Origin of the sequence: Stenotrophomonas lactitubi (assembly GCF_002803515.1) — a bacterium.
In the GTDB taxonomy this organism is placed as follows: domain Bacteria; phylum Pseudomonadota; class Gammaproteobacteria; order Xanthomonadales; family Xanthomonadaceae; genus Stenotrophomonas; species Stenotrophomonas lactitubi.
Window position 1 is genome coordinate 310,921 of sequence record NZ_PHQX01000002.1, and the last position, 21,523, is coordinate 332,443.

Sequence of the window (21,523 nt, forward strand, 5' to 3'; positions counted from 1 at the left end):
CCATTCCCACGGAATGGGCTCTGACCCCAGGCATCACTTACCCCCAGGCGATCAAACCAATCGCCAGCACCGCCAGCGCCAGGCCGGCACGGTTCCAGCGCGTGGTCGCCTCGCCGAAGGCGAACACGCCCACCAGCGCACCCAGCACCACCACGCCGATGTTCATGCCGGCGAACACGGTGGCCGGGCTTTCCGGCATCGACTGGTGCGCATGTACGTAGAACAGGATATTGCCGCCGTTGAGCAGGCCCAGCAGCGCGCCGGCACCGAGGTTGCGCCAGGCCAGACGGCTGCGCCCACTGAAATGCCGCCACAGCTGCAGCACCAGCATCAGTACGAAGGCCACGCTGAAACTGGCCAGCACCGCCGCCATCGACGGCGTGCCGGACAGCGCCACCTGCTTCAGCAGCACATCCACGACTGCAAAGCCGGCCCACACGCCCAGCAGCCAGCCCCAGCCACCGGCGGAAGCGGCCACTGCCGGGCCGCGTGGACGCAGGCTGATGGCCACCATTGCCAGCAGGCCCAGGCCCAGCCCGACCAGCTTCCACGGCGTGGCGGTCTGGCCGAAGAACAGGAACGCCGCCGCCAGCGACAGCAGCAGCGACAACCGCTGTGCCACGTCGCTGCGGACGATGCCGGCCACCGCCACGGCACGGCCCAGCACCAGGAAGATCGATGGCAGCACCAGCGCCAGCGCCAGCAGTGAAACCCACGGCGCATGCGGTGCGCGCAAGGCGTCCAGCGGCGGCTGCAGCACCACTGCCGTCATCGTCGCGGCGACCAGATAGTTCCAGGTCACCATCTGCGCAACATCCAGCTGGCGACGGCCAGCCAGCTTCAACAATACCGAAACCAGCACACTGCAGATCACGGCCAGGGACAGGTAGAGCATGGGGCGGGCACAGGGCAGCGGCGGGGGACGCTATCATGGTGCCATGCACAAGCCCTCGTTCCCCGTCGCCCCCGGCGAAACCGCCTGCATCTCACTGGAAGGCCCGGTTGGCCCGCTGGAAGTGCTCGTCGACCTGCCCAAGGCCGATGTGCCGGTGCAGCCGATCGTGGCCGTCATCTGCCATCCGCTGTCCACCGAAGGCGGCACCCTGCACAACAAGGTGGTCACCATGACCGCCACCACCCTGCGCGAGCTGGGCATCGCCACGGTGCGCTTCAACTTCCGCAGCGTCGGTGGTTCTGCCGGTGAATTCGATCATGGCGTGGGCGAGCAGGAGGACCTGAAGGCCGTCACCGCCTGGGTCCGCCAGCAGCGCCCGGACGACCGCCTGTGGCTGGCCGGCTTCAGCTTCGGCGCGTTCGTTTCGCTGAAGGCCGCTGCCGAACTGCAGCCCGAAGCGCTGATCTCGATCGCGCCGCCGGCGGGCCGTTGGGACTTCGGCGGCATCACACCGCCGGCGCGCTGGCTGGTGATCCAGGGCGAGCAGGATGAAATCGTCGACCCGCAGGCCGTCTACCAGTGGCTGGACACCCTCGATGCGCCGCATGAGCTGGTGCGCATGCCGGACACCAGCCACTTCTTCCACCGCAAGCTGATCGACCTGCGCGGCGCGCTCACCCACGGCGTCAAGCATTGGCTGGGCACGGCGGCATGAGCGAGGTGGAACTGACCCCGACGCAGCGCTACGCGGCCGGGGTGGAACGCGGCGATTGGCAGAACGACCCGGCCCAGCATGCGGCCCTGGCCGAGCTGGACCGGATCCACCTGGCCCTGGTGGACAGCGCCGAGGATGGCTGGCTGGACCGCCTGTCCTCGTTCTGGAAGAAACCCGAGCCGGTCAAGGGCCTGTACTTCTGGGGCGGCGTCGGCCGCGGCAAGACCTTCCTGGTCGACCTGTTCTACGACGGCCTGCCGATCAAGCAGAAGTACCGCACCCACTTCCATCGCTTCATGCGCAGCGTCCACGAGCGCCTGCGCGAGCACCAGGGCCAGAGCGACCCGCTGGCGAAGATCGCCCAGGAATGGCGCAGCAACCTGCGCGTGCTGGTACTGGACGAATTCTTCGTCACCGACATCGGTGATGCCATGCTGCTGGCGCGTCTGCTGGAGCGGATGTTCGCCGAGGGCGTGACCTTGGTCACCACCTCCAACACGGCGGTTGAAAACCTGTACCTCAACGGCCTGCAGCGCGAGAGCTTCATGCCGGCCATCGGCCTGCTGCAGCGCTACTGCGTGGAGCTGTACGCCGAGGGCACCGAGGACTACCGCATGCGCGCGCTGACCCGTTCGCCGGTGTACCGCGCGCCGCTGGCCGCTGACAGCGACAGCTGGCTGGCCACGCGCTGGGGCGAACTGAGTGGTGGCCAACCGGCGAAGGCCGGCAACATCGAGATCGAGAGTCGCAAGATCCCGGTGCGCGCGCGTGGCAAGAGCATTGCCTGGTTCGACTTTGCCGCCCTGTGTGAAGGCCCGCGTGGGCCGTCGGATTACATCGAGATCGCGCACGAGTTCAACACCGTGCTGCTGGGGGGCATTCCGGCCTTCGATCGCCTGAACGAGGATGCCGCGCGCCGCTTCGTCAACCTGATCGACGAACTGTACGACCGCCACGTCAACCTGGTCTGCACCGCCAGTACCTCGCCGGTCGAGCTGTACACCGGTACCCGCCTGCAGGGCGCGTTCGAGCGTACGGCCTCGCGCCTGATCGAAATGCAGAGCGCCGAGTACCTGGGTACCCCGCACCGGGCATGAGGGGTAGTGCCGGCCGCTGGCCGGCATCTGCACGATGCCTCCGGGCCCTTGGGCTGCCGGCCAGCGGCCGGCACTACCCGGTGCTGCCCGTCCACCGGCTGCCCACTGGCTGCCCACCACCTATCCACAGACTTGTCCCTCGCCTGCATGGCCCTGTCATGTGAAGCTGTCATTGTTCCGCTGGTGGGGCGCTGATTACCGCCACCACGACGCTTTTCGGGCTTGACTGCGCAGCCCGATCCAGCAGGTCCAAAGCGTCCAAACCGGGCGCCGATGGCACGATCCTTGCGGCGCAAGGGATTGCCGAATTTCACTACATTTGGCGTTGACGGACCTCACTACCCCCACTATCTTGTGGCTGTCGGTTGTGGGGACCCCAAGCCGCCGGGTCCATGGAAGGGATCGCCGGAGCCTCCGGTGATACGCCCTCCATGCCCGCAGCGGCACCGGTCAGCACTGCCAGCAGCAGCCACAGGCGCAGGTCTCAATTCCTGCGACACCGGTCTGCCACCCTGGGGTGTCACGTCCCGGGCCGCGTCATCCGATGCACCGAGCCACCATCCATCACGCCAAGAGGACACACGCCGTGACCACCGAGACCAGCGCCACCATCGAGAAGGAAAGCGAATTCCTGTTGACGTCGCCGCCGACGTCCAACGCGATGAGTGTGACCAAGCGCAATGGCACGACCGAACTGGTGGATCTGAACAAGATCGTCCGCGCGGTGCAGCGTTCCTCTGAAGGCCTGCACGCCGTCGATCCGATGCGCGTGGCCACCCGCACCATTTCCGGCCTGTACAACGGCGCCACCACCCAGGAGCTGGACGAACTGTCCATCCGCACCGCGGCGCTGCTGATCGGCGAAGAACCCGAGTACGGCCGCCTGGCCGCGCGCCTGCTGGCCAACTTCATCGCCAAGGAAGTGTCCAACCAGGAAATCCACGCGTTCTCGCAGTCGGTGGGTCGTGGCCACGAAGTGGGCCTGATCAACGACCGCCTGCTGAACTTCGTGCAGACCAACGCACGCAAGCTCAACGATGCCATCGACATCTCGCTGGACCTGAACTTCGATTACTTCGGCCTGCGTACCCTGTACGACCGCTACCTGCTGCGCCATCCGCACACCCGCAAGGTGATCGAGACCCCGCAGCAGTTCTTCCTGCGCATCGCCAGCGCGCTGAGCGAAGACGTGCCGGAAACCCTGGCGCTGTACAAGCGCATGGGCAACCTGGACTACCTGCCGTCCAGCCCGACGCTGTTCAACTCCGGCACCACCCACGAGCAGCTGTCCTCGTGCTTCCTGCTGGACTCGCCGCAGGATTCGCTGGAATCGATCTATTCCAAGTACGGCGACATCGCCCAGCTGTCCAAGTTCTCCGGCGGCATCGGCGTCAGCTACACCCGCGTGCGTTCGCGTGGCTCGCTGATCAAGTCGACCAACGGCCATTCCAATGGCATCGTGCCGTGGCTGAAGACCATGGATTCGTCGGTGGCTGCGGTGAACCAGGGCGGCAAGCGCAAGGGCGCGGCCTGTGTGTACCTGGAAACCTGGCACGCCGACATCGAGGACTTCCTCGAGCTGCGTGACAACACCGGCGACGAATCGCGCCGTGCGCACAACCTGAACCTGGCCAACTGGATCCCGGACCTGTTCATGAAGCGTGTCGAATCGGATCAGGAATGGTCGCTGTTCGATCCGCGCGTGGTGCCCGAGTTCACCGACCTGTTCGGCGAAGCCTTCGAGGCTGCCTACCTGCAGGCCGAAGCACAGGGCAAGGCCAACCGCACCATCTCCGCACGCAAGCTGTACTCGCGGATGATGCGCACCCTGGCCGAGACCGGCAACGGCTGGATGACCTTCAAGGACAAGTGCAACCGCGCCAGCAACCAGACCCTGCGCGCTGGCAACGTGATCCACCTGTCCAACCTGTGCACCGAAATCCTGGAAGTCACCTCGGCTGAAGAGACCGCGGTGTGCAACCTGGGTTCGATCAACCTGGGCAATCACTTCGACGGCAACGGCGAGTTCGATTTCGACAAGCTGGCCGACACCGTGCGCCTGGCCGTGCGCCAGCTGGACCGCGTGATCGACCTGAACTTCTACCCGATCGAATCGGCACGTCGCGGCAACCTGCGCTGGCGTCCGGTCGGCCTGGGCTGCATGGGCCTGCAGGACGTGTTCTTCCGCAAGCGCCTGCCGTTCGATGGCGCCGAAGCCCGCGCGCTGTCGAAGAAGATTGCCGAGACCATCTACTTCCACGCGCTGGAAACCTCGGTGGAACTGGCCCAGGAACGTGGCAAGCATCCGTCCTTCGCCGACACCCGTGCGGCCAGCGGCGAGCTGCAGTTCGATGCCTGGAACGTGGTGCCGGAAGATGCCGCACGCTGGGATGCCCTGCGTGAGCGCATCAAGGAACACGGCCTGCGCAACTCGCTGATGATCGCGATTGCCCCGACCGCGACCATCGCGTCCATCGCCGGCTGCTACGAGTGTGTGGAACCGCAGGTGTCCAACCTGTTCAAGCGCGAGACCCTGTCCGGTGACTTCCTGCAGGTGAACCGCTACCTGGTGAACGAGCTGAAGAAGCTGGGCCACTGGACCCCGGAAATGCGCGATGCGATCAAGCTGGCCGACGGCTCGATCCAGGCCATCACCCAGATCCCCGAAACGCTGCGCCACGTCTATCGCACCGCGTGGGAGCTGCCGATGCGTTCGCTGATCGACATGGCCGCCGACCGTGGCGCCTTCATCGACCAGTCCGCCTCGCTCAACCTGTTCATGGAAAGCCCGAGCATCGGCGCGATGTCGTCCATGTACATGTACGCCTGGAAGCAGGGCATCAAGACCACCTACTACCTGCGTTCGCGTCCGGCCACCAAGATCGCCAAGACCACGGTCAGCCACGTGGCCAGCGTTGCACCGGAAAAGGTGTTCAGCCCGGAAGAGGCCATCGCCTGCTCGCTGGAGAACCCGGAAGCCTGCGAGGCCTGCCAGTAAGACGCGCCGTGCCGGCGATCGCCGGCACCTCATACCTGTAGAGCCGAGCCATGCTCGGCTGCAGAGAGACACCCACGGTAGCGCCGGGCCATGCCCGGCCGCTCACCCAGGAATTCAAGGAAACACCCATGGCCGACAAGCCCAAGCAGATGCTGCTCGATCCCGGTTTTGAACTGACCCTGCGCCCGATGCGCTACCCGCAGTTCTATGACATGTACCGGAATGCGATCAAGAACACCTGGACGGTGGAAGAGATCAACTTCCAGATCGACATCAGCGACCTGCACAGCAAGATGTCGCCGGGCGAGCGTCACCTGATCCACCGTCTGGTCGCGTTCTTCGCCACCGGCGATTCGATCGTGTCCAACAACCTGGTGCTGAACCTGTACCAGCACTTGAACGCGCCCGAAGCGCGCATGTACCTGTCGCGCCAGCTGTACGAAGAAGCGCTGCACGTGCAGTTCTACCTGACCCTGCTGGACAACTACCTGCCGGATCCGGACGAGCGCGTCAAAGCCTTCGCCGCAGTTGAGAACATCGACTCGATCAAGAAGAAGGCGGATTTCTGCTTCAAATGGATCGACTCGATCCAGGACCTGAAGCGCATCGAGACCCGCGAAGAGCGCCGCCAGTTCCTGCTCAACCAGATCTGTTTCGCTGCGTGCATCGAAGGCCTGTTCTTCTTCGCCGCGTTCGCCTACGTGTACTACTTCCGTTCGCGCGGCCTGCTCAACGGCCTGGCCTCGGGCACCAACTGGGTGTTCCGCGACGAAAGCGCGCACATGGAATTCGCCTTCGAGTGCGTGGACGTGATCCGCGAGGAAGAGCCGGATCTGTTCGACGACAAGATGAAGCAGGATGTCTACGACATGCTGGCCGAAGCCATCGAGTGTGAAGTGCAGTTTGCCGAGGACGTGCTGTCCGGTGGCGTGGCGGGCATTTCCACCCGTGACATGCGCCAGTACCTGCAGCACTGCGCCGACAACCATTTCCATCGCCTGGGCATGGAGCGCAAGTACAACGTGCGCAACCCGCTGAGCTTCATGGAACTGCAGGACGTGCAGGAACTGACCAACTTCTTCGAACGCCGCGCCTCGGCCTACCAGGTGGGCGTGAAGGGCGAAGTCGCCTTCGACATGAACTTCTGATCGAACCGGTCAGGTCTGTCGCAACGAGAAACCCCGGCCAACGCCGGGGTTTTTCGTTTTTGCGGTAGCGCCGGGCCATGCCCGGCGAGCGCGCAGCGCGGAAGGTTTTCAGGGTGCCGTGCGCACCGCCAACCCGGCCAGCACCGGGCCCGGATGTCGGTCATCCATCTCCGAGCCGTCGCCACCGGGCGCGTGGATGATGGATTCACATACCGCTTTCGCCAGCGGTGAAGACCGTGGATCGATTTACCGAGCCGACTTGCCACATCGGCGACTGAGTGCCCACGGCCAGTGACCTGCTTGACTCCGACGTCGTGCTAGATTCGCGAAAATGGGACTCCCGCGAGAGGTACTTTCATGAATGCATCGGTCGAGAAATGCGCTTCTTCATCAAAAGATGGACTTCGGCGCCGCCCCTGGGTAGCAGGGTATCGCTGCCTCACAATCACTATTGCAGCGTTGGTACTGTCAGCGTGTTCGAGCGGTGCACGCCCAACCCCCTCGCATCATTTGAATCAAAGACAGTCCGTCAAATCAGGGAGTGAAATTGGTATGGAGCGATTCAAGAACGATATCGAGCGTTTGGCTAGCGTGCGTTTTGATGATGTCGACGCATTGAATGAACAACTTCACACGCACCTGGGTGCACCGACGCGACAGGGCCTGCGGGACGAGCGGACCGCAGAACGCGGAAGGTTGGGCGACCTTGAGGTCCGGAACATCACGCTGAGAAGTCCTGCCGACGATCCTACGCACGCGACCCTGATCTTTGAGGTCGCGCCACCGAGCATCGCGCTCGAGGAAATCATCTGGGAGAACTCCGCCATAGAGCCACCTCACCCCGATGCGCCTGGCTCCCGCCCTTACTGGTCTGCTCAGGTGAACAGTGCCAAGGTTGTGCTCGGGCTCTCCCTTGACTACAAGACGCTGACCTTCGTATCGATCAGTCAGCGCTAACCCCCTGTCATTGCGAAGGAGCCGCACCATGGAACGTAATGAAGAACTTGCACTGTCTCAGCCGCAGGAGGGTGGCCGACCAGGAACCACACGTCGTCCGGCTTCGCCATTGGCCGATCCCTCGCTGGCGCCGCTTCTGGCGAAATCCCCAACACTTCGAGCGGGTCTCGCACAGGCTGATCGCGACAACCTGGGTGTCGAATGGGGGCGAGCCGGTGACGGCACCTATCTTATTCCCGGTGTGAAGATCGTTATTGACGAGAACGCAATCGGGCAAGGCTCCAGAATCGCACGTTCTCTTTCTCACGAAGTTGGGCACCATCTCTTCACCGAACCATCAGATCCGACGACTAAGCAATCCTATGTAAACAGCAAGTTGCGAGGAGAAGCAGCTGCGACTCTCAGCAATGTCCAGGTCCAGCGCGAAATTGTCGCCGCTGGCGGTCCGGACATTGGCGTTTCCGGCACAGGTAACCGGCCACAACAATATGGAGCCATTGCGGCGGAACTCCAGGCTGGACGGATCAACCGCAGCCAAGCGATTGAACAGATCGCTGAGGTTTTCAAGACGGAGGCTCCATCTGTTGGTCCTCATGCGAATTACGAGCTTTACTACGGCGCGTTCTATGACCAGCACATAGCGCCCTCGCAGCGGCAGCGACGACGCAGGCCAGAGCCAGAACTTGACGCCGAACGCACCGCAGTTGCGGACAGAGTTGGCACTCCCGCCGACGACTCACCGTCGCTGCATCGAGTGTCTTCTTCAACAGCTGAACTTGGCGATGCAGACCGTGCTCTCTATATGCAGATCAGGGCTGGTGTGGAACGCCTGGACGCCGAGCATGGGAAGCCGTGGGACGAGTCGAGTCAGCGCATGTCCGCAAGCCTGCTGGTACTGGCGAAGGAGCAGGGGCTTTCGCGGGTTGACCATGTTGTGTTGAACAGCCCGACAGAAAGCCTGGCTCGGGGTGAGAGGGTCTTCATAGTGGAGGGAGCAATGGATGATCCAGCCCATCGCCGAGGACACATGAATACGATGGATGCGCTTCGTGCGCCTGAAGCGGAGTCGCTTCATCGTGCTGATGCATTGAGTCAATCGCAAGCAGCGATCCTTGAACTACAGCCGGCACAGCATGTTCATACGCAGGACGGCCCATCGATCTTGAGATAGGAGTATCGCTGCAGCATCGGAAGGGTCATCACCGCCGCCCATCCACCGCCATGCGCACGGCCAACCCGGCCAGCACCATGCCCATGAACCACCGCTGCACCGCCTGCCAGGTGGGACGCGCAGCCAGGAAGCCGGCAATGCTGCCGGCCATCATCGCGATGATGCCGTTCACGCTCACGCTGACCAGCAGCTGGGTGGAACCCAGCACCAGCGACTGCATCAACACGCCGCCTTCGCTGTCCGGGTGCAGGAACTGCGGCAGCAGGGACAGGTACATCACCGCCACCTTCGGATTCAGCACATTGGTCAGGAAGCCCATCGCGAACAGCTTGCGCGGGCCGTCCACCGGCAGGTCACGCACCGCGAACGGCGACCGCCCGCCCGGCTTCAATGCCTGCCAAGCCAGGTACAGCAGGTACAGCGCGCCACCGATGCGCAGCGCGTCGTAGGCGAACGGCACGGTCATCAGCAGCGCGGTGATGCCCAGCGCCGCGCACAGCATGTAGAACACGAAGCCCATCGCCACCCCGCCCAGCGAAATCAGCCCGGCCACGCGGCCCTGGCAGATCGAACGCGAGATCACGTAGATCATGTTCGGCCCAGGTGTCAGCACCATGGCCAGCGAGACAAGGGCGAAGGCCAGCAGGTCGGACGTGGCGGGCATGGTGGGTTCACGCAGTGGGGGTGCCGAAGTGTAGCGCCGCCTGCACGCCACCTGCCTTAAAATCCGTCTTACCCCACACCCGAACCGCCCCCATGACCCCCATTCCCGAGACCGTGCCGCCGACCGAAGTGCGCATGGCCGAAATCGTCTTCCCCAACCACACCAACCATATGGGCACCCTGTTCGGTGGCCAGGCACTGGCATGGATGGACAAGGCCGCCTTCCTGGCCGCCGCCCGCTACTCGCGCCGCACCGTGGTGACCGCGCGCAGCGACCAGGTCGATTTCAAGCTGCCGATCCGCATCGGCCAGATGGTGGAGACCATCGGCCGCATCGTCGAGGTCGGCCGCAGCTCGATGAAGGTCGAGGTGGAGCTGATCGCCGAGGACCTGCACAGCGGCGAGCGCAAGCTGTGCACGCGCGGCCACTTCGTGATGATCGCCCTGGGCGAGGATGGCCACCCGGTGACCGTGCCGCAGCTGCCCGGCGCGCCGGCGGCCTGAGCCCGTGCTTGCGGGGGCGCCCGCGCGCCCCCATCTGGCTGCCATGACCCTGCCGCTCACCGACTTCATCGACCGCGCCCAACGCCTGTTCGTGCTGACCGGCGCCGGCTGCAGCACCGCTTCGGGCATTCCCGATTACCGCGATGCCGATGGCCAGTGGAAGCGCACGCCGCCGGTGACCTACCAGGCGTTCATGGGCGAGGCAGCCACCCGCCAACGTTACTGGGCGCGCAGCCTGCTGGGCTGGCCGCGCTTCGGCCAGGCCCGGCCCAACGGCACGCATCAGGCGCTGGCCGCACTGGAGGACAGCGGCAAGCTGCAGGTGCTGCTGACCCAGAACGTGGATGGCCTGCACCAGCGTGCCGGCAGCCGCAACGTGATCGACCTGCACGGTCGCCTGGACCTGGTGCGCTGCATGGGCTGCGAACGTCGCAGCGAGCGTGAGGACTTCCAGCTGCAACTGCTGCAGGTCAACCCCGGCTGGGAGTCGCTGGAGGCCGGCATCGCGCCCGACGGCGACGCCGACCTGGAAACCGACTTTTCCGCGTTTGCGGTGCCGGACTGCCCGCACTGCGGCGGCCTGCTGAAGCCGGACGTGGTGTTCTTCGGCGAGAACGTGCCGCGTGAGCGTGTGGATGCCGTGCACGACCACCTGCAGCAGGCGGATGCGGTACTGGTGGTGGGCTCCTCGCTGATGGTCTATTCCGGCTTCCGCTTCGTGCAGGCGGCGGCCAAGGCTGGCTTGCCGGTGGCCGCGCTGAACCGTGGCCGCACCCGTGCCGACGACCTGCTGCAGTTCAAGGACGAGCGCGATTGCGCCGAGGCGCTGGCCGGCTGGGTGCGCTGACACATCGGCTGCGCCTTGCCCACGAAACAGCGATCTACCCACACGGTTGATCTATCGGCCGTACAGCGGTGCAATACGCACCCCCTTTGATACACCCCCACTGCCGTGAGCCAGCTGTTTTCGCCGATCTCCTTCGGCCCCCTGACCCTGTCCAACCGCATCGTCGTCGCGCCGATGTGCCAGTACTCCGCCGAAGACGGCCGCGCCAGCGACTGGCACGCCATGCATCTGGGCAACCTGGCGCAGTCCGGTGCGGGCCTGCTGATCCTGGAGGCCACCGCGGTCGAAGCGCGCGGCCGCATCAGCTGGGCCGATCTGGGCCTGTGGGACGACGGCACCGAAGCGGCACTGGCACAGGTGCTGGCCAGCGTACGCCGCTGGTCGCCGATGCCATTGGGTGTGCAGTTGGCCCATGCCGGCCGCAAGGCCTCTACGGCGCGCCCGTGGGATGGCGGTGGCCAGTTGCCGGCCGACGATGTGCGCGGTTGGACCACGGTCGCGCCGTCGCCGCTGCCCTTCCATGCAGCCGATCCGGCGCCGCAGGAACTGGACGAGGCCGGCATCGCCGAGATCGTTGCCGCCTTCGCCGCCAGCGCGGTGCGCGCCGAGCGCCTGGGCTTCGAGCTGATCGAGATCCATGCCGCGCACGGTTACCTGCTGCACCAGTTCCTGTCGCCGCTGAGCAACCGCCGCACCGATGGCTACGGCGGCTCGCTGCCGAACCGCCTGCGGATGCTGGTGGAAGTGTTCGATGCGGTGCGTGCCGCGGTGTCGGACAAGGTCGCCGTGGGCGTGCGCATCTCCGCCAGCGACTGGGTCGAGGGTGGCTGGGACATCGTGCAGAGCGAGGCGCTGGCACAGGTGCTGGACGCGCGTGGCTGCAATTTCCTGCATGTTTCCAGCGGCGGCCTGCACGAGCGCCAGAAGATCAGCGTCGGCCCGGGCTACCAGGTGCCGTTCGCGGCGGCGATCAAGGCCAAGAAGGTGCGCATGCCGGTGATCGCGGTGGGCATGATCACCGAGCCCGAGCAGGCCGAATCGATCCTGCGCCACAACCAGGCCGATGCCATCGCGCTGGCCCGCGGCATCCTGTACGACCCGCGCTGGCCGTGGCACGCCGCTGCTGCGCTGGGTGACAGCGTGGTGCCGGCGCCGCAGTACCTGCGCTGCGAGCCGCGCGACGCACGCGGCGTGTTCAGTCCGCGCTGAGCATTACACCTGCCAGGCCGGCGGCAGGCCGGCCTGCAGGTGCTCGAACAGCGCGCGGATCTTGGCGGTGAAATCGCGGCGGTCACTCACGCAGAAATAGACCTCCATCGGCTCCGGCTTCCAGTCGGTGCCGCAACCGAACACCGCCTGCAGGCGCCCGTCGCGCAGGTACGGTTCGGCCACGAACGCTGCCAGCCGGGTAATGCCCGCTCCGGCAGCGGCCAGTTCGGCCAGCGCATTGATGTCATCGCAGACCATGCTCGGCGGCAGTGCTGCGTCCACGCGTTGACCGTCTTTCAGCAAGCCCCAGCGTAGTGGTCGGCCATCGGTGGGGAAGCGGTGCAGCAAGCCGCGATGGGCGGCCAGCTGCGCCGGCTCCAGCGGCATGCCGTGTGCCTGCAGGTACGCAGGCGATGCGCAGAACACGAACGGAATACGTGCCAGAGGGCGCGCCACCAGCCCGTCCTCCAGCTGCGCGCCGATGCGGATGCTTGCATCCACCGCCTCGGCACCGTGCTGCACGGCGCGATCGGTCAGGCGCAGTTCCAGCTGCAACTGCGGGTAGCGCTGCTGCAGTGAGGGCAGCAGCGGTGCCAGCACGTGCCGGCCGAACGCGCTGCTGCTGGCGATGCGCAGGGGCCCGGCCGGTTCCACGTCGCCGGTGACCATGGCCTGCGCGCGTGCCAGATCGGCTTCGAGATGCCGCACCTGTGCCAGGTACACCGTGCCGGCCTCGCTCAGCGCCAGTTGGCGCGTACTCCGGTTCAGCAGGCGCACGCCCAGGTGGGCTTCCAGACGGTTGATGTTCTGGCCCACGGCGGTGGCGCTGATGCCAAGGGTGCGTGCCGCAGCGGCAATGCTGCCGGTCTCTGCGGTGCGGGTGAAGCTGCGGATGAGCTGCAACAGGTTCATGACCGACCAGCTTGCCATGCGGAAGGCCAAGTATCGCTTGGGTCTGTACCAAGCAGTCGGTTGCATCGGTGACCATCGTCCACCGCGCAACGATGCTGTCCTACACTCGGGCAATGCGCCCCGATTCCATCCTCACCCTCTCCTGTCCCGACCGCACCGGCATCGTCTACCGCGTGTCGGGCCTGTTGTTCGACCACGGCTGCAACATCCTCGACGCCCAGCAGTTCGGCGACGAGGAGAGCGGTCGCTTCTTCCTGCGCGTGCACTTCGACCGCGATGCGGGCCTGCCGCTGGATACCGTGCACAACGCGATGGCTGCACTGGCAGCGGACTTCGGCATGGACTGGCAGCTGCACGACGGGCGCCGCCGGCCACGCCTGCTGGTGCTGGTCAGCAAGCAGGGCCATTGCCTGAACGACCTGCTGTTCCGTGCACACAGCGGCCAGCTGAAGGTGGATATCGCTGCGGTGGCATCCAACCATGCGGACTTCGCAGCGCTGGCGGCGTCCTACCAGGTGCCGTTCCACCACCTGCCGGTGAACGCCGACACGCGCGCGGCGCAGGAACAGCAGATCATCGATCTGGTCGAGCGTGAGCGCATCGATCTGGTGGTGCTGGCGCGCTACATGCAGATTCTCTCGCCCATGCTGTGCCGTGCGCTGGCGGGCAGGGCAATCAACATCCACCACAGCTTCCTGCCCAGCTTCAAGGGCGCGCAACCCTACCACCAGGCGCACGCGCGCGGGGTCAAGATCATCGGCGCCACCGCGCACTACGTCACCGAAGACCTGGACGAAGGTCCGATCATCGAACAGGACGTGGCCCGCGTGGACCACGCGATGACTCCCCGCGAGTTGGTGCGGCTGGGCAGCGATACCGAATCGCAGGTGCTGGCGCGGGCGGTACGCCGGCACGTGGAGCACCGAATCCTGCTCAACGGGCACCGCACGGTGGTGTTCAGGTAGCGCTGGCGGTTCCCGGGATGGCACAAGGCAATTGCCCGCGATGCGCCCGTTGTTGCTCCAATGGTCTGGGGCAGGTAGAGCGCACGCCATCAATGTGTTCCATCAGCCCTTTGGGAATGGACGACCACATCGGATCCAGAACGAAATCGACTCCTTCACGCCGGGCAAGCTTCGCGGCCGGCACGAAGTCAGCATCACCCGCCATCAGAATGATCTGGCGGACCTGACGCTTGAGGGCGAGTGACGAGATATCGATGCCGATGCGCATATCCACGCCTTTCTGTCGCACATTCGGTTGCAGCTCGTCGGCCTGAAGATCGCCGAACGTTCGCTTTCCCTTGAGCAGGTCGTCGAAGGTTCGTGACCCGGTCGTCCACGAACTGAAGTCGGTGAGATGGCCAAGACGCAGGGCGACCTTCCGCTTCTGCTTCAGTGCCTCGTGCAGGCTGGTTCTGAACAGCGCTTCGTCGGATCGCGAATAGTCGATGCACAAACCGGAAATCGGGTTGTGCATCTTCTTGCGCAACGGCGGGCAGTCGTAGAAGAAGATGCGATAGAGGTCCCGTCGCTCGCCACTTGCATGCTTCAGATGGGCGATGGCCCATCGGTGGGCGACCTCGGCGGCGCGTTGAGCGTTGTAAGCGTTGTGGGGCTCGATGCGGCGAAAGCGCTTGATGAAGTAGCCGCCATCAATGAGAACTGCCGTCGGCATACCTTTGCCCTCCTGGCTTCATCCAATGAAAAGCCCTCGGTTCGGCCGTCCCGCGATCTGTTGGGGGGCGTACTGGGAGGGCTGGATGGCTCGATTCTGCAGGTTGCGAATCAGGCACACAAGCGGCAGAGGCGACATGCTGCTTACAGGACCGCAATCCTCGCTTTCGCCAGGGCCTCGCGCACCATGCCGTCGTTGGCATCGGTCACCGGGCGGGTCAGCTCCCACAGGAACTTCACCCGGAAGCCGGACTTCACCGCGTCCTGCGCGCTCCACAGCACACAGTAATCGCGCGCCAAGCCGCACACGTGCACCTCGCGGATCCCTCGTTCGTGCAGCCAGCCGGCCAGTCCGGTCGCCGGGCGCGTGCCGTCGGGGCCGTGGTTTTCGCGGAAGGCGCTGTACGAATCCACCTGCTGGCGCGTGCCTTTGCGCAGGATCAGGTCGGCCACGGTCCAGTCCACTCCCGGGTGCAGTGCGGCGCCCGCGCTGCCCTGCACGCAGTGGTCCGGCCACAGCGTCTGCGGCTGCGCGTGCAGCAGGATGGCTTCAAAAGGCAGATGCCCCGGATGCTGGCTGGCAAACGAGGCATGGTCGGCCGGGTGCCAGTCCTGGGTTGCGACCACGGTGCGGTAGCGGCGCTCGGCCAGCAGTGCCGTGATCGGCGCCACCAGCGCATCGCCCTCTTCGCAGGCGAGGGCGCCACCGGGCATGAAGTCCGGCTGCAGGTCGATCACCAGCAGGGCGACGTCAGCGGGCAGGGCGGTCATGGCAGGTCCGGCACAACGGGAGAGGGGCGACCAGCGTGGCCGCCCCTCGCGCGCACGTCAATCGCCGCTGGCGGCGTCGTTGTCCTGCCCGTAATACAGCAAGCCGATCTTGATGCGCTCGCGGCCGTTCTCGCGCCGGTGGCGGTTGGCATCGCGCAGCGAATATACGCAGCCACAGTATTCCTGCTGGTAGAACTGCTCGCGTTTGCTGATCTCGACCATGCGGCTGGCACCACCACCCTTGCGCCAGTTGTAGTCCCAGTACTGCAGGCCTTCGTAGTGCGAGGCGGCGCGCACGCCGCAGTCGTTGATCTGCGCCATGTTCTTCCAGCGCGAGATGCCCAGCGAGGAGCTGATGGTGTCGTAGCCGTGTTCGTGTGCGTACAGCGCGGTGCGCTCGAAACGCATGTCGAAGCACATCGTGCAGCGGATGCCGCGCTCGGGTTCATTCTCCATGCCACGCGCACGGCTGAACCAGTTGTCGGTGTCGTAGTCGCAGTCGATGAAGGGAATGTTGTGCTGCTCGGCGAAGCGGATGTTCTCCTGCTTGCGCAGCTCGTACTCCTTCACCGGGTGGATGTTGGGGTTGTAGAAGAAGATCGCGTAGTCGATTCCGGAGGCGGTGATCGCCTCCATCACTTCGCCCGAGCATGGCGCGCAGCACGAGTGCAGCAGCAGGCGCTGGCCGTCGTCGGGAAGGGTCAGGGTGGGGCGTTGGAGCTCGGTCATCGTCGGGTGCGTCTGGGCGTGGGCAACGGGTCTGGCCGGAAACCGTGAACAGGACGCGCGCGGCCACGCCGCCTGCACGCGCAGGACGACGACGGCCCCGGCAACCTCCCCGCGGAGATTCCAGGTCGAGTCAGGGGACAGTCGAGTCCCCCGGCCGGGGCCGGTATTCGGGCTGATGGACACGGGCCGCAGCCCACCTACTACCTGCCGCTTCCCAGGCGCGAGCCCAGTGCTGTTGGCAGGATTCGTTTCCATTCACCGCTGCGGGGCAGCTCCGGAATGGGCGCGCGAGGCGCCTTCACCGGATTCCCGTTTAAATCCCTGTCGTCATCCAGACCACGGCAGGGATACCTTCGGCGCGCTCACGGTGGACGTGTTGACGGCGCCGGTCAAGGCCCAGGGGTCGGATCCCGTTGCCCGCAACGGGCTCTGACCCCCAGCTGGATCCACGCCATGCGCGGATGGATCCTCAATGCTGGGCAGCGGCCCGCGCGCGGATGTCATCCAGCCGCTGGTCATGCAGCAGGCGGCCGTTCTCCCACACGGTCACCATCGCATCCTCGAAGCCGGCCGGAAGGGTGTCATCGCCACCGGCCGGCAGCGGCACCGTGTGCAGGCTGCCGTCGCCCAGGCGGCGCAGCAGACGCATACGGCCGCGCTTGCTGGCCTTGCCGGCATCGGTGACCGGCTCCTTGTAGACGTCGATCCAGTCACCATCCACCCGCGCTGCCGAACACTTCAGCGCGAACTTCTGGGTATCACGGTCCAGCCGCTGCAGCAGGGCGCCGCCCATGCCGAAGGCCACGTTGTCAGTCGAGTAGCCATCATCGGTGGTGCGCTGCAGGATCGCGCGGATCGTATCCGGGTTGATGCCATCGCCCTGGATGACGCGGACATGGTTGAGCACCTTGTAGCCCTTGCCGTTGATCGTGTGACCGAACGCGGCATCCAACCGCAGCAGACTCTCGGCGACCACCTCGACCGGGTCGCCAGAATCCGGGCGGATGACCAGGGTGGCGCCGGAAGCGATCACTTCTTCGCGCAGGGCGGTACCCCAGTGTTCGCTGATGGCACGGTAGATGTCATAGCTGTCCGACACCACCGCTACGATCGCACCGGGCGTGCCGAACTGGCGCAGCATGTTGCGGTACGCATCCACTTCGCGCTCGCGGCCCCAGCTGGTGATGGTGCTGTGCTCGGCGGCCGGAATCGAATAGCCCGCCATCGGCGCGTGGTAGTGCGCACGTGCAAGGCACAGCGCCGACACCGTATCGGTGCCGAGGAAGTTGACCAGGTGCGCGGTACCGCCAAGTGCGGCAGATTCCAGGCTGGAGACGCCGCGTGCGCCGAAGTCGTGCAGCTTGAACGGCAGCTGCCCCTGCGGGTCATCGCTGGTCTGCTGCAGGAAGCCGGCGATGGTCTGCCGCGCATGCCAGCTGATGGTCGCCACGGTGACCGGGTACCACACGCGCAGCAGCAGGGTTTCCAGGTAGGACGGCACCCAGAAGGCGGCGGGGTCGGTCGACTCGATGGTCATCAGTGCCTGGTGCGTGGGCACCACGCTGCCTTCGGGTACGGCGCGGATGCGTACCGGCAGATGGCCGCCGAGACGGTCGACGATATCGCGCCAGCCGGCTTCGTTGAACGGTTCGCCATGCGCGGCGAACAGCGCTGCGGCGTCATCGATGTCGGCGTGGGTGACGGGCCGTGCCAGGGCATCCTTGAGGATCGCCTGCAGGCCGAAGAACACCGTGCGATCGTGCAGGCCGCCGCGTGATTCCACGTAGAAGAACGTGGCGTCTGTACCCGGCGGGTACTGCAGCCAGTGGCTGGCCTTGTAGCTGTCGGTGTTGAGGAGAAGGTTATCGAGGTAATGCATGACGGAAGCTCCTTCGCGTCGAGTGGCACCGGCGGTCTGTCCGCCGGTGGGGAAAACGGGTTCTGCAGGGCCCGGTGGTATCAGCCGCGGCCCAGGAAGTACTCCAGGATGTGCAGGTGGTCTTCAAACAGCTGCGGGCCCATGTCCAGCGCCTCGCTGACCGGAATCCAGCGCGCTTTGTCGGCGTCGTCGCCACCGCGCACCGCCGGCAGTTCGCCAGCGGGGAATTCGAAGTGGAAGGCATGGGTGATGGTGCGACCGCGCTGGCTGCGCTCGGGGTGGTCGAACACCTGCTGGCCCTTCAGCGAGCCTTTCAGCACCGGCAGTGGAATCTTCAGCCGGGTTTCCTCGCGCAGTTCGCGCAGGCAGCTGTCGAGCAGGCTCTGTTCCTGGCCGACGAAGCCGCCGGGCAGCGCCCACAGGCCCTTGCCCGGTGCCGAACGACGGCGGACCAGCAGTACGTGGCCCGAGTGCACCACCACCGCATCGGTGGTGACGAAGGTAGGCGCATATGGCGCATCCTTCCAGGCGGCCTTGTACTGCTCGATGAAACGGTACTCGGCCACCAGCTGCGCGTAGGCCGGTGAGCTTCTGCGGAACGCCTCGAGCATCTCGTACACCGGTGCCGGCACATTACCGCGCAGCATAAGCAGTGCACCGTGGAAATCCACGTCGCCGGCTTCGAACAGGTAACGACGCAGCTCGGTGGCCGACAAGGTAGCAGTGTGCTGCACGTCGACCAGCGGCCATTGCGGGAACTCCCGCAGGTAGTAGCTGGAAGCATCCTTGTCCATGCCGATCAGGCCGACCTTCGCATCGGGTGCGGCACCATCGTTGCGCAGGGCTTCGGCCACATGACGCTGCACGCTGGCGATCCACTGGGCTTCGTTGTACAGGTGGTCACGCAGTGGCTGGATCAGCAGGCGATCGGCGTTGCCATCGAGGGCGGCCTGGATCATCACGGCGCGTTCGGCCACGGTCCAGGGATTGCGCAGGCTGCGGGGGGTATCGGCAGAGCCGACCAGGAAGATCAGCTTGCGGGCCCTGCTCAGGGCAAGGCGGGCAACGGCGGCATGGCCGTTGTGGAAGGGCTCGAAACGCCCGATGAAGACGAGATAGTCGAATTCCATGAGAATCCCTCATGTCGTTGTGGCAGCGAAGGGTCTGTCCCTTGGCTTGCTGCAGATGCTACGCCTTCGGTGCCGCCGGTCAAGTATCCGCCAGTGGTGCCAGACAGCTGCCAGCACGGTGTGGTGGCTGCCTGCCGGCGACGTGCCTGCACAACTGCGGCGGTGGTCTCAGGCGGTGAGAGGGCTCCACGTCATACTGCATTCCTGGCGTTGGATGGGAGCCTTTCACACGTTCCCGTGCCCCGCGCCCAAGCGCTATGGCAATGACAGGCAGGTCTCACCGGTCCAGGGATGGCAGTACGCGCTGCGGCGCGCCGTTGGCAAGCGGAGGAAGGGTAGTGGCAGACAAGTACTGCGATCTGGTCATGAAAGGCGGCATCACCAGCGGCATCGTGTATCCCAACGCGGTGCTCGCACTGGCCCGCGAATACCGTTTCAAGAGCATCGGCGGCACCTCGGCCGGTGCGATCGCCGCTGCCGTGGCGGCCGCTGCGGCATACGGCGACCGCCGCCAGCAACTGGGCGAACACCTGCCGGGCGATGCGGGATATGGCGGCCTGTCGGCGGTGTCGGCACAGCTGTCGCGGCGTGGATTCATCTACAGCCTGTTCCAACCCGCCGCTGGCGCGCGCGCAGCGTATCGGCTGCTGGTGGTGCTGACCGGCAACGCCGGCTGGCCGCGCAAGCTGCTGTGCCTGGCTATCGCGGTGTTCCAGATCGCGCCGCTGGAAGTGCTGGTGTCGCTTGCACTGCTGCTTGGCCTGGGCTGGTGGGGCGGTGGTTGGAGCGGCGTGGCGGCGACCCTGCTGCCGTCGCTGTTGTGTGCCTATGGTGCAGGTGTAGCCGGGGCGGCGCTGCGCGTGGCACGGGTGGCGCGACGCAACCTGCTGGGGCTGTGCAGTGGACTGAGCCGGGACACAGGCACGCCGGCGCTGACCGAGTGGCTGCATGAAAGCCTGCAGCAGTTGTCAGGCAAACCGATGGATGCACCGCTGACCTTCGCCGATCTGCACGACGCGCCGCGTTATGCGGGCGAGCCGGACAGCCCGCATGCGATCACGCTGCAGATGATCACCACCTGCGTGTCGCACAATGAACCGCGTACATTGCCGCTGGGCGGCGCGCAGTTCTGGTTCCTGCGCGAGGAATTCGAGCAGCTGTTTCCGGCCAGCGTGGTGCAGTGGATGGTCGACCATGCTGGTCCACCGCGCGAGGTTGAAGGCCGCAGCTATTACCACCTGCCGCAGGGCGCGTCGCTGCCGGTACTGGTGGCCACGCGGATGAGCCTCAGCTTCCCGCTGCTGATCAGCGCGGTGCCGCTGCATGAGCCCTCGCGTCGCGAGCGTCGCTGCGAGCCGACGTCGACTGCGGGAGGTGAGGCCGGGCACAACGTGGCCGACAGCATGGAGGGCCTGACCAGCGCCGGGCAGGCCTGCGGTCCGGTGATCACCGCGTTCCGGGTGTGCTGGTTCTCCGATGGCGGCATCAGCAGCAACTTCCCGATCCACCTGTTCGATGCGGCGCTGCCGCGCTGGCCGACCTTCGCCATCAACCTGGTTTACCCGCAACGCCCCGAGCCGGTGATGCGCGAGAGCGACAGCCGCCAGGCGCTGGAACGCTCGGTATTCCTGCCCACCGAGAACCGTCATGGATGGCAGCGGCATTACCAGTCCATTGCCACGCCACTGGCTGCCGGCGAACTGGGGCGCTTCCTGTTTGCGGTGGTGGCCACCATGCAGAACTGGCGCGACCTGCTGCAGGCGCGTGCGCCCGGTTATCGCGACCGCATCGTGCATGTGAGCCTGCAGGGCGACGAGGGCGGCATGAACCTGGACATGCCACAGGAGGTGCTGACCCGCATCGCCGACAAGGGCAGCCTGGCCGGCGCACGCTTCTGTTCGTTCTCGTTCGAGAACCATTACTGGATCCGTTGGCGCAACCTGGCCTCGGCCTACCAGCGCTACACGCTGGAGATTTCGCGCACCGACGATCCGGCGCAGCAGGTGCTGGCCTATCGCGCGGCCTATGCGATGGTGGCCACCGGCGCGCCGCCGCCGCCCTCCTACAAGTTGGGCTCGGAAGACAAGCGGTTGGCGTCGCAGCAGCTGTGGGGGTTGATGGTGGAGCAGGGACGCAGTTGGGATGACCTCGGTCCCGACCTCACCGACGGCTCGCCACGGCCGTTGCCGCAGATGAAGGTGACGCCGATCTATTGAGTGCGA

At 65.5% G+C, this 21,523-nt stretch carries 19 protein-coding genes and 1 riboswitch; of the genes, 11 read left to right on the forward strand and 8 right to left on the reverse strand.

Annotation, left to right across the window (positions count from 1 at the left end):
* Positions 1–37: 37 nt before the first annotated feature.
* On the reverse strand, positions 38–895 hold the full coding sequence (locus CR156_RS20885) for an EamA family transporter (RefSeq protein ID WP_100554412.1): 858 nt from the start codon (positions 893–895) through the stop codon (positions 38–40).
* Between the two features lie 43 nt (positions 896–938).
* Here CR156_RS20885 and CR156_RS20890 point away from each other — a divergent pair, with 43 nt between their 5' ends.
* The 6 genes from CR156_RS20890 (at position 939) to CR156_RS20915 (ending at position 8,981) form a co-directional block, all read left to right on the forward strand.
* Positions 939–1,610 carry an alpha/beta hydrolase gene (locus CR156_RS20890; RefSeq protein ID WP_100554413.1) on the forward strand — a complete coding sequence of 224 codons (672 nt, stop codon included), beginning with the start codon at positions 939–941 and terminating at the stop codon, positions 1,608–1,610.
* Positions 1,607–2,707: a cell division protein ZapE gene (gene zapE, locus CR156_RS20895; protein WP_089241515.1), complete on the forward strand. Its 1,101-nt coding sequence runs from the start codon at positions 1,607–1,609 to the stop codon at positions 2,705–2,707. Before CR156_RS20890 ends, zapE begins: the two co-directional genes overlap by 4 nt.
* Positions 2,708–3,293: 586 nt before the next feature.
* Positions 3,294–5,705 carry a ribonucleoside-diphosphate reductase subunit alpha gene (locus CR156_RS20900; protein ID WP_100554414.1) on the forward strand — a complete coding sequence of 804 codons (2,412 nt, stop codon included), beginning with the start codon at positions 3,294–3,296 and terminating at the stop codon, positions 5,703–5,705.
* 128 nt (positions 5,706–5,833) lie between these two features.
* Positions 5,834–6,853 carry a ribonucleotide-diphosphate reductase subunit beta gene (locus tag CR156_RS20905; protein ID WP_025875781.1) on the forward strand — a complete coding sequence of 340 codons (1,020 nt, stop codon included), beginning with the start codon at positions 5,834–5,836 and terminating at the stop codon, positions 6,851–6,853.
* A 552-nt stretch (positions 6,854–7,405) separates the two neighbouring features.
* Positions 7,406–7,810 (forward strand): hypothetical protein, encoded by a 405-nt coding sequence (locus CR156_RS20910; protein WP_100554415.1) that lies wholly within the window; start codon positions 7,406–7,408, stop codon positions 7,808–7,810.
* Positions 7,811–7,838: 28 nt separating this feature from the next.
* Positions 7,839–8,981 (forward strand): XVIPCD domain-containing protein, encoded by a 1,143-nt coding sequence (locus tag CR156_RS20915; RefSeq protein ID WP_100554416.1) that lies wholly within the window; start codon positions 7,839–7,841, stop codon positions 8,979–8,981.
* Between the two features lie 28 nt (positions 8,982–9,009).
* Here CR156_RS20915 and CR156_RS20920 read toward each other — a convergent pair whose 3' ends face one another.
* Positions 9,010–9,645, reverse strand: a complete 636-nt coding sequence (locus tag CR156_RS20920) for a LysE family translocator (protein WP_100554417.1) — start codon at positions 9,643–9,645, stop codon at positions 9,010–9,012.
* Between the two features lie 92 nt (positions 9,646–9,737).
* Here CR156_RS20920 and CR156_RS20925 point away from each other — a divergent pair, with 92 nt between their 5' ends.
* The 3 genes from CR156_RS20925 to CR156_RS20935 all read left to right on the forward strand — a co-directional run bounded on the left by CR156_RS20925 (position 9,738) and on the right by CR156_RS20935 (position 12,204).
* Complete coding sequence (locus CR156_RS20925; protein WP_089241503.1) at positions 9,738–10,148, forward strand: acyl-CoA thioesterase; 411 nt, start codon at positions 9,738–9,740, stop codon at positions 10,146–10,148.
* A 43-nt stretch (positions 10,149–10,191) separates the two neighbouring features.
* Positions 10,192–10,995: an NAD-dependent protein deacetylase gene (locus CR156_RS20930; protein ID WP_100554418.1), complete on the forward strand. Its 804-nt coding sequence runs from the start codon at positions 10,192–10,194 to the stop codon at positions 10,993–10,995.
* Between the two features lie 105 nt (positions 10,996–11,100).
* A complete protein-coding gene (locus CR156_RS20935; protein ID WP_100554419.1) occupies positions 11,101–12,204 on the forward strand; it encodes an NADH:flavin oxidoreductase/NADH oxidase in 1,104 nt (367 codons plus the stop codon).
* Between the two features lie 3 nt (positions 12,205–12,207).
* Here CR156_RS20935 and CR156_RS20940 read toward each other — a convergent pair whose 3' ends face one another.
* Positions 12,208–13,116, reverse strand: a complete 909-nt coding sequence (locus CR156_RS20940) for a LysR family transcriptional regulator (protein ID WP_100554420.1) — start codon at positions 13,114–13,116, stop codon at positions 12,208–12,210.
* A gap of 113 nt (positions 13,117–13,229) precedes the next feature.
* Between CR156_RS20940 and purU the strand changes: the two genes are divergently transcribed.
* Entirely contained in the window at positions 13,230–14,081 is an 852-nt protein-coding gene (purU, locus tag CR156_RS20945; protein WP_100554421.1) for a formyltetrahydrofolate deformylase, read from the forward strand.
* Here purU and CR156_RS20950 read toward each other — a convergent pair.
* The 5 genes from CR156_RS20950 to CR156_RS20970 form a co-directional block, all read right to left on the reverse strand.
* A complete protein-coding gene (locus tag CR156_RS20950) occupies positions 14,074–14,793 on the reverse strand; it encodes an NYN domain-containing protein (protein WP_100554422.1) in 720 nt (239 codons plus the stop codon). The two genes, purU and CR156_RS20950, sit on opposite strands and share 8 nt — an antisense overlap.
* Positions 14,794–14,936: 143 nt before the next feature.
* Positions 14,937–15,563, reverse strand: coding sequence for a bifunctional nicotinamidase/pyrazinamidase (gene pncA, locus CR156_RS20955; protein WP_100554423.1), 627 nt, complete (start codon positions 15,561–15,563; stop codon positions 14,937–14,939).
* A gap of 57 nt (positions 15,564–15,620) precedes the next feature.
* Complete coding sequence (locus CR156_RS20960) at positions 15,621–16,292, reverse strand: epoxyqueuosine reductase QueH (protein WP_100554424.1); 672 nt, start codon at positions 16,290–16,292, stop codon at positions 15,621–15,623.
* A gap of 141 nt (positions 16,293–16,433) precedes the next feature.
* Positions 16,434–16,648, reverse strand: a riboswitch (cobalamin riboswitch).
* 113 nt (positions 16,649–16,761) lie between these two features.
* Positions 16,762–18,171: a nicotinate phosphoribosyltransferase gene (locus tag CR156_RS20965; RefSeq protein WP_100554425.1), complete on the reverse strand. Its 1,410-nt coding sequence runs from the start codon at positions 18,169–18,171 to the stop codon at positions 16,762–16,764.
* 80 nt (positions 18,172–18,251) lie between these two features.
* The gene (locus CR156_RS20970; RefSeq protein WP_409349575.1) at positions 18,252–19,301 is read right to left on the reverse strand and encodes a bifunctional nicotinamide-nucleotide adenylyltransferase/Nudix hydroxylase; all 1,050 of its coding nucleotides are present in this window, start codon (positions 19,299–19,301) and stop codon (positions 18,252–18,254) included.
* Positions 19,302–19,639: 338 nt separating this feature from the next.
* Between CR156_RS20970 and CR156_RS20975 the strand changes: the two genes are divergently transcribed.
* Positions 19,640–21,517, forward strand: coding sequence for a patatin-like phospholipase family protein (locus CR156_RS20975; protein WP_100554427.1), 1,878 nt, complete (start codon positions 19,640–19,642; stop codon positions 21,515–21,517).
* Positions 21,518–21,523 lie beyond the last annotated feature (6 nt).

What these genes read in the sequence shown, in the direction of transcription:
- CR156_RS20930 (WP_100554418.1), top strand. Translation starts at nt 10,192, where the DNA reads ATGACCCTGCCGCTCACCGACTTCATCGACCGCGCCCAACGCCTGTTC.
- CR156_RS20920 (WP_100554417.1), bottom strand. Translation starts at nt 9,645, where the DNA reads ATGCCCGCCACGTCCGACCTGCTGGCCTTCGCCCTTGTCTCGCTGGCC.
- CR156_RS20925 (WP_089241503.1), top strand. Translation starts at nt 9,738, where the DNA reads ATGACCCCCATTCCCGAGACCGTGCCGCCGACCGAAGTGCGCATGGCC.
- purU (WP_100554421.1), top strand. Translation starts at nt 13,230, where the DNA reads ATGCGCCCCGATTCCATCCTCACCCTCTCCTGTCCCGACCGCACCGGC.
- zapE (WP_089241515.1), top strand. Translation starts at nt 1,607, where the DNA reads ATGAGCGAGGTGGAACTGACCCCGACGCAGCGCTACGCGGCCGGGGTG.
- CR156_RS20905 (WP_025875781.1), top strand. Translation starts at nt 5,834, where the DNA reads ATGGCCGACAAGCCCAAGCAGATGCTGCTCGATCCCGGTTTTGAACTG.
- CR156_RS20940 (WP_100554420.1), bottom strand. Translation starts at nt 13,116, where the DNA reads ATGAACCTGTTGCAGCTCATCCGCAGCTTCACCCGCACCGCAGAGACC.
- CR156_RS20950 (WP_100554422.1), bottom strand. Translation starts at nt 14,793, where the DNA reads ATGCCGACGGCAGTTCTCATTGATGGCGGCTACTTCATCAAGCGCTTT.
- pncA (WP_100554423.1), bottom strand. Translation starts at nt 15,563, where the DNA reads ATGACCGCCCTGCCCGCTGACGTCGCCCTGCTGGTGATCGACCTGCAG.
- CR156_RS20915 (WP_100554416.1), top strand. Translation starts at nt 7,839, where the DNA reads ATGGAACGTAATGAAGAACTTGCACTGTCTCAGCCGCAGGAGGGTGGC.
- CR156_RS20970 (WP_409349575.1), bottom strand. Translation starts at nt 19,301, where the DNA reads ATGGAATTCGACTATCTCGTCTTCATCGGGCGTTTCGAGCCCTTCCAC.
- CR156_RS20910 (WP_100554415.1), top strand. Translation starts at nt 7,406, where the DNA reads ATGGAGCGATTCAAGAACGATATCGAGCGTTTGGCTAGCGTGCGTTTT.
- CR156_RS20960 (WP_100554424.1), bottom strand. Translation starts at nt 16,292, where the DNA reads ATGACCGAGCTCCAACGCCCCACCCTGACCCTTCCCGACGACGGCCAG.
- CR156_RS20890 (WP_100554413.1), top strand. Translation starts at nt 939, where the DNA reads ATGCACAAGCCCTCGTTCCCCGTCGCCCCCGGCGAAACCGCCTGCATC.
- CR156_RS20965 (WP_100554425.1), bottom strand. Translation starts at nt 18,171, where the DNA reads ATGCATTACCTCGATAACCTTCTCCTCAACACCGACAGCTACAAGGCC.
- CR156_RS20885 (WP_100554412.1), bottom strand. Translation starts at nt 895, where the DNA reads ATGCTCTACCTGTCCCTGGCCGTGATCTGCAGTGTGCTGGTTTCGGTA.